This is a genomic window from Streptomyces swartbergensis, from assembly GCF_002148965.1.
Lineage (GTDB): Bacteria > Actinomycetota > Actinomycetes > Streptomycetales > Streptomycetaceae > Streptomyces > Streptomyces swartbergensis.
Genome location: NZ_NGFN01000459.1, coordinates 1 through 5,711, shown reverse-complemented (window position 1 = coordinate 5,711; position 5,711 = coordinate 1). Strand labels below are relative to the sequence as shown.

At 71.9% G+C, this 5,711-nt stretch carries 6 protein-coding genes; 3 read left to right on the top strand and 3 right to left on the bottom strand.

Annotated elements, in window-relative coordinates:
* Positions 1–62: 62 nt before the first annotated feature.
* Positions 63–1,328, bottom strand: coding sequence for a M6 family metalloprotease domain-containing protein (locus CA983_RS39845; RefSeq protein WP_086605574.1), 1,266 nt, complete (start codon positions 1,326–1,328; stop codon positions 63–65).
* A 307-nt stretch (positions 1,329–1,635) separates the two neighbouring features.
* Between CA983_RS39845 and CA983_RS39840 the strand changes: the two genes are divergently transcribed.
* Complete coding sequence (locus CA983_RS39840) at positions 1,636–3,498, top strand: putative bifunctional diguanylate cyclase/phosphodiesterase (RefSeq protein ID WP_086605573.1); 1,863 nt, start codon at positions 1,636–1,638, stop codon at positions 3,496–3,498.
* Here the strand turns inward: CA983_RS39840 and CA983_RS39835 are convergent.
* Positions 3,474–4,565, bottom strand: coding sequence for an LLM class flavin-dependent oxidoreductase (locus tag CA983_RS39835; RefSeq protein ID WP_086605572.1), 1,092 nt, complete (start codon positions 4,563–4,565; stop codon positions 3,474–3,476). The two genes, CA983_RS39840 and CA983_RS39835, sit on opposite strands and share 25 nt — an antisense overlap.
* A gap of 103 nt (positions 4,566–4,668) precedes the next feature.
* Positions 4,669–4,893 (bottom strand): hypothetical protein, encoded by a 225-nt coding sequence (locus CA983_RS39830; protein ID WP_244207298.1) that lies wholly within the window; start codon positions 4,891–4,893, stop codon positions 4,669–4,671.
* A gap of 313 nt (positions 4,894–5,206) precedes the next feature.
* Between CA983_RS39830 and CA983_RS39825 the strand changes: the two genes are divergently transcribed.
* Both CA983_RS39825 and CA983_RS47375 read left to right on the top strand, forming a co-directional pair.
* The gene (locus CA983_RS39825; protein WP_086605570.1) at positions 5,207–5,479 is read left to right on the top strand and encodes a hypothetical protein; all 273 of its coding nucleotides are present in this window, start codon (positions 5,207–5,209) and stop codon (positions 5,477–5,479) included.
* Positions 5,476–5,711 (top strand): hypothetical protein (locus tag CA983_RS47375; protein ID WP_208637141.1); only part of this gene is annotated, 236 nt, incomplete at its 3' end. The genes CA983_RS39825 and CA983_RS47375, both read left to right, overlap by 4 nt.

The following is a 5,711-nucleotide window of genomic DNA, read 5'->3' as shown; positions in this document are numbered from 1 at the left end:
CGCAGAAGGCCCCTCGCGAGAGCGAGGGGCCTTCTGCGTGCTCGTGGCGGTGCGCCGCGCCTTCAACGGCCCGCTGTGATCTTCACCGTCCAGGCCCCGGACGCCGTACGCCCCTCCACCTCCACCCGGACCCCCTCCCCCGGCACCGTGAAACTCTCCCCGGGGCCGATCGGCGCGTCCGCGAGGGGCGGATAGACCGAGTCCTCCCAGCAGGCCTCGGTTTCCGGATGGGCGTCGATCACCTCGATCGGCCCGCCCCCGGACGGCGCCTCGCCCCGCACCCGGTACACCAGCACTCCCTGCCGGCAGGCGGCCACGTCGTTGCCCACCGGCCCGCGCACCTCGAAGGCGAGCACGTTGTCGCGGCCCGTACGCACCACCGCGAGCTTGGTGCCCCGCCCGAGACCGAAAGCCGGTGCCCCCGCCGCACCCGCCACCGGCACCCCGGGCCCGGCCGCGAGCGGCTCCAGGGTCAGCCGGGCGGGCCCGGCGTCCTGCACGCACCGCACCTGCCGCTGCTCCAGCCAGCCCAGCTTCCACTTGTGCCAGCCGAACAGGTCGGGGGCCAGTCCGAACTGGCTGCCCATCAGGTCCCAGTCGCCGACGTGCGTGTCCCAGTCGCCCTTGCCGTCCACGGGCCGGTGGTAGAGGTCGGGCAGGTCGAACACGTGCCCGGTCTCATGGGCGAGAACGAGCCGGTCCGGCGGATGCTGCTCGAACACCGTGACGACCCGGCGCAGGTCGGCGCCGTCGGCCCGCATCGGACTCGTGAGGTTGACCACCTTGGTCGCGTCGGAGTCCACACCGGGCGCGTCCGGGTCGGCGACGAAGTACACGACGTCGTAGCGGGAAAAGTCGACCCGCGAGTCGGCCACGGAGAGCGCGTCCCGCAGGTACGCGGCCCGGTGCTCGGCGCTCCAGTCACGCCGTATGGCGTATGCCGTGGACGGCTGCGGCATCTGGATCCAGTACCCGAGCGGGTGCGGGCGCAGGGTGAAACGGCCGTAGGAGGCGCGTTCGAAGAAGAGGGTGGTGGCCGGGAAGTGGTCGGCGGTCAGCTCCTGCGGCGTGGTCAGCGGGTGGGCGTCCGGGAAGGACAGGAAGACCATGACCGCGTCCAGGGCCCGGGCCGGGCGCGGATAGGCGGCGTTCCAGGTGTCCAGGCCCTCCGAGTGGTGGGCGTCGGTGCGGGTCAGGGCGCAGGGCGCGGCCGAGTCGGGCTCGGCGGCCGACGGGCCGGTGCCGAGGGAGGTCGCGGCGATCGCCGACATGGTGGTGAACACGGCCGCGGTGCTGCGCCATCGGGCGCGCGGGAACTGACGCGGCACGGGTACCTCCGGATACGGTTCGCGGAACACCGCACCCAGCCTGTGATGATTTGTCGTACTGCGTCCTGTTTGCCTGCACCAGTCGGGTGAAGAAGCCGAAAAGGCGCGGAAGCCGACACCCCGGAAACACTCACGGAACGTCACAACTGGTCGGGGGCCTGAAGAAGCCGTCCAGGCGTGAGCAGAAACGATCTGGCAGAAGCGCGGGTTGGTCGGGAACACTGGACACCGGCTGGAAGGCCCTGGGGCCAGCCTCTATGATCGGCACACTTTCCTGACCTTTCCTGCACGGACAGAGATCGAATACATGCGGGAGCGAGCGGTGAGCGGAACCTCCGAAGGGCCGGCGCCCGCGGTAGACCTCGACCGGCCGGTCGTCACAGAGAGTGAGATCGAGACGCCTCCCCGTACCGAGCCTCCGGCGGGTCCGCCCTACCGCTCCGTCTTCACGGCCGCCCCGCTCGCCATGGCCGTCGTCGACCGCGAGGGGATGGTCGTCAGCGCCAACGACTCGCTCGCCGCGCTGCTCGGCAGCGCCCCGGACGAGCTGGCGGGGGCAGTCGCCGCCGACCTGGTCGACCTCACCTCCGACGCCCGCACGTGGCACGCCTACCGCGAGGTGCTGCGCGGCCGGCAGTCCCGGCTGCGCTGCACGCGCCGTCTCAAGCACCCCGACGGGCACTCGCTGTGGGTGCAGGTGACGGTCGCCCCGCTGCCCGCCGAGGACCGGGCCGTCCTGCTGTCCGTCGCCGACATCAGCTCCCGCCGCGAACTCCAGGCCCGGCTGCGGCACTTGCAGATGCACGACCCGGTGACCCGGCTGCCCAACCGCACGCTGTTCTTCGAACGGCTGTCGGCCGCGCTGGAGGCGGAGTCGTACGAGCAGAGCGGCACCGGCCGGATCGGCCTGTGCTACCTGGACCTGGACGGCTTCAAGGCCATCAACGACACCCTCGGCCACCGCGTGGGCGACCGGCTGCTGGCCGCCGTCGCCGAGCGCCTGACGCGCTGCGCGGACGAGGCCGGTCACGCCCGCCCCAGCACGCCGCTGGTGGCCCGGCTCGGCGGTGACGAGTTCGCGCTGCTCGTCGAGGACTCCACCGGCACCGAGCAACTGGCCGAGCTGGCCGAGTCGGTGCTGGAGGCGATCCAGGACCCGTTCGACATCTCCGGGCAGCGGCTGTCGGTCTCGGCGTCGATCGGCGTCGTCGAACGGCACGCGGCCGGGACGACCCCCACCGCCCTGATGCAGGCGGCGGACACCACGCTCTACTGGGCGAAGGCCGACGGCAAGTCCCGCTGGACGCTGTTCGACCCGGAGCGCAACGCCCACCGCATGACCCGCCAGGCCCTCGCCTCCACGCTGCGGCCGGCCATCGACCGGGGCGAGTTCCAGTTGGAGTACCAGCCGCTGGTCGGCATGGAGGACGACCGGCTGCACGGGGTCGAGGCGCTCATCCGCTGGAATCATCCTCAGTTCGGCGTACTGACGCCGAATCGGTTCATCGGACTTGCCGAGGAGGACGGTTCGATCGTTCCGCTGGGCCGCTGGGTGCTGCGTACGGCCTGCGGACAGGCCCGTCGCTGGCAGTTGGACCACCCCGACGAGCCGCCGATCTTCGTGAGCGTGAACGTGGCGGTGCGTCAGGTCTGGGACTCCGACCTGGTGGCGGACGTGGCGGAGACCCTGGCCGAGACGGGCCTCGCGCCGCACCTGCTCCAGCTGGAACTCACCGAGTCGGCGGTGATGGGCTCGGCCGGCCGGCCGCTCCAGGCCCTGAAGGCCCTCAGCGACATGGGCGTCCGCATCGCCATCGACGACTTCGGCACCGGCTACTCCAACCTGGCCTACCTCAGCCGCCTGCCGGTGTCCGTACTGAAGCTGGACGGCACCTTCGTCCGCGGTTTCCAGTACGACGACCGGGACAGCACGGCCACCCGCCCGAACCCGGCCGACGAGGTCGTGGTCGAGGCGATGATCCAGCTCGCCCACCGGCTCGGGCTGACCGTCACGGCCGAATGCGTGGAGACCTCGGCCCAGGCGACCCGGCTGCGGCGCATCGGCTGCGACACCGGACAGGGCTGGCTCTACTCCCGTCCGGTGCCGCCGGATCGTATCTCCGAGCTGCTGGGCGCGCCGGGCGTTCAGGCGGGCGTCGGCAACCCGTAGGCGTCGGCGATGAGTTCGTAGCTGCGGACGCGTACGTCGCCGCTGTGCGCGTTGGCCGTGATCATCAGCTCGTCGGCGCCGGTGCGCTTGGCGAGGTCGTCCAGGCCAGAGCGGACCTCGTCCGGGGTGCCGTGGATGACGTTGGCGTTCCAGGAGTCGACGAAGTCGCGCTCCATCGGGCTGAACTCGTGGGCTTCCGCCTCCTCGGGGGTGGGCACGAGGCCGGGGCGTCCGGTGCGCAGCCGGACCATGCCGAGGGCGGCGGCCAGGACCTGGCGGCGGGCCTCCTTCTCCTCGTCGGCGGCGAGGGCGGAGACGCCGATGAGGGCGTACGGCTCGGCGAGCACGGCGGACGGCTGGAAGGACTCCCGGTACAGGTCGAGGGCCGGGATCGTGTTCTGCGCCGAGAAGTGGTGCGCGAAGGCGAAAGGCAGTCCGAGGACGCCGGCCAGCCGGGCGCTGAAGCCGGAGGATCCGAGCAGCCAGACCGGCGGGCGGTGCGGGGACTGGACGCCGCCGGGGGACGTCGCCTGGACCGGCCCCGGTACGGCGTGGATACGGCGGTAGGGGTGCCCGTCGGGGAAGTCGTCGTCGAGGAACCGGGTCAGCTCGGCGAGCTGCTGGGGGAAGTCGTCGGCGCCTTCGCCCAGCCGGTCGGTGCGGCGCAGGGCGGCGGCCGTGGCACCGTCCGTACCGGGCGCGCGGCCGAGCCCGAGGTCGATGCGGCCCGGGGCCATGGCCTCCAGGGTCCCGAACTGCTCGGCGATGACGAGCGGGGCGTGATTGGGCAGCATCACACCGCCCGAGCCGAGGCGGATGCGGTCGGTGTGGGCGGCGAGGTGGGCCAGGATCACGGCCGGGGACGAGGAGGCCACGCCCGGCATGGAGTGGTGCTCGGCGACCCAGTAGCGGTGGAAGCCGCGGGCCTCCGCGAGGCGGGCCAGGTCGACGCTGGTGCGCAGCGCGTCGGAGGCGGTGCGGCCGGCCCCTACGGTGACCAGGTCCAGTACGGAGAGGGGGACGGGGGCGCTGCCCTGCGCTGCGCCGCGTATCTCGTCTGCCGCCACGGTGGGGTGCCTCCTGCTGTGGGCCGTGTGCTGTCGTTCCGGCTCTAACAGGGGACTGTCCCCGCTTATTCCCGATGGGGTCCTGGCGGCCGCACCGGCGGTGTCAGGCGGCCCGCTCCCAGTCGCTTCGCACACTGTCGTGCGGGGGTCGGCGGTCCGCCTTCTCGCGGGACCGGAACACGCCCCACGTGAGGACGGCCGCACCGAAGAGCCACCACGGCAGCGACCACACCGCGGCCCACCAGCCGGCCCGCGGATCGAGGACGGCGTCGACGCCGGCGGTGACCATCGCTGCGGCCAGGCTCCAGCACACCAGGCGCCCGGACATCTGGACAGCGCTTACAGGGGATCTGAACGGGCCCGGTTCGGCCATCGGGGAGTCCTTCACGGCACGACTGGCTGCGGACGTGGCCAGTGTGCACGGGATGGACAGCTGAAGGGGAACGCGCTTTCGGACAACCCAAGCGGCGGGTGCTGCGGCGGAGTTGAACATTCCTCAGCTTCGAGCGAGCCGTTGGAGTACCTATGTCCCGATCCATACCGAATAAGGGGTGGGACCGATTCCGGCCCCCATGGAAGGCGTGTTCGCGGGCACGGCAGAGGGAGCAGGCGGTCGAGTTCGCTCACACGAGGTGGAATCCATGGCGAGCAATCCCGCGCCGAAGCTGACCGCGTTCAAAGAGCAGGGCGCGCCCCCGGCGTACCGGGTGGCTGCGGCGGGCACCCGGCTCAAAGGGGCGTTCGCCGTGGCCGTCGGCGTGAATCTGGTCGAGGCCGTCTGGGACCCGAGTGGAATCGTCTGGCTGGTGGCCCGAGCGACAGTCAGCGTGATCTTCTCGGTCGCCCTCGTCTCCTATATGGTGCTGCGCGCGCTTCGGTGGCGCCGTGCGAGGACCGGACAGCGGCCGTCATGAGCAGGAACGGGCCGGGACTGCGCGACCGTTGGCGCGGCGCGCTCGCGGCGGGACCTTTCGGGTGCGTGGTCGCAGGGCCGCAGCAGCTGTTCGACTCCGGTATCGGCTGGGACTTCCCGTTGGCCATGCTGGTCGGCGCTGTCGCGGGAGGAGCCGTGGGGTTTGCGTTTCCCTACGCCCTGACCCGTCGCCGCCGGGAACCCCCTGCCGCTCCGCCGCCGCCGTATCCCCC